The following is a 379-nucleotide window of genomic DNA, read 5'->3' as shown; positions in this document are numbered from 1 at the left end:
CTGCTAAAGATATCGATCGTTTAGCAAGCTTACCAACTTACGACGAAGCGATTGCGCGCTTAATGGGTACGATGAAAGAAGCCGCTGCAGGCAAATTTGTTCGTACTTTGGCAGCATTACGCGACAAAATGCAAGGCGAAGCCGCTTAATTTATTTAAGTAAACTTAACTACGCTTAGCATTTTTTAAACCAAATTCACTTATTTAGGAACACACATCATGGCATTAACTAACCAAGAAATTCTTGATGCAATCGCTGAAAAATCAGTAATGGAAATTGTAGATCTTATCTCTGCAATGGAATAAAAATTTGGCGTATCAGCCGCTGCACTAGCAGCAGCACCTGCAGCAGCCGGTGACGCGCCTGCAGCAGAAGAAAA

At 42.0% G+C, this 379-nt stretch carries 2 protein-coding genes; both read left to right on the top strand.

What is annotated here, in order from left to right:
* Positions 1 to 11 precede the first annotated feature (11 nt).
* Entirely contained in the window at positions 12 to 149 is a 138-nt protein-coding gene (locus M3175_RS26240; RefSeq protein ID WP_503328641.1) for a hypothetical protein, read from the top strand.
* A 69-nt stretch (positions 150 to 218) separates the two neighbouring features.
* On the top strand, positions 219 to 305 hold the full coding sequence (locus M3175_RS26215) for a hypothetical protein (protein ID WP_503328640.1): 87 nt from the start codon (positions 219 to 221) through the stop codon (positions 303 to 305).
* Positions 306 to 379: the final 74 nt, after the last annotated feature.

This window comes from Robertmurraya korlensis, from assembly GCF_023715225.1.
Taxonomy (GTDB): domain Bacteria; phylum Bacillota; class Bacilli; order Bacillales; family Cytobacillaceae; genus Robertmurraya_A.
This window is presented reverse-complemented; position numbering and strand designations above follow the sequence as displayed.

Excerpts from the sequence above, each read along its gene's own strand:
- M3175_RS26215 (WP_503328640.1), top strand. The coding sequence starts at position 219 with ATGGCATTAACTAACCAAGAAATTCTTGATGCAATCGCTGAAAAATCA.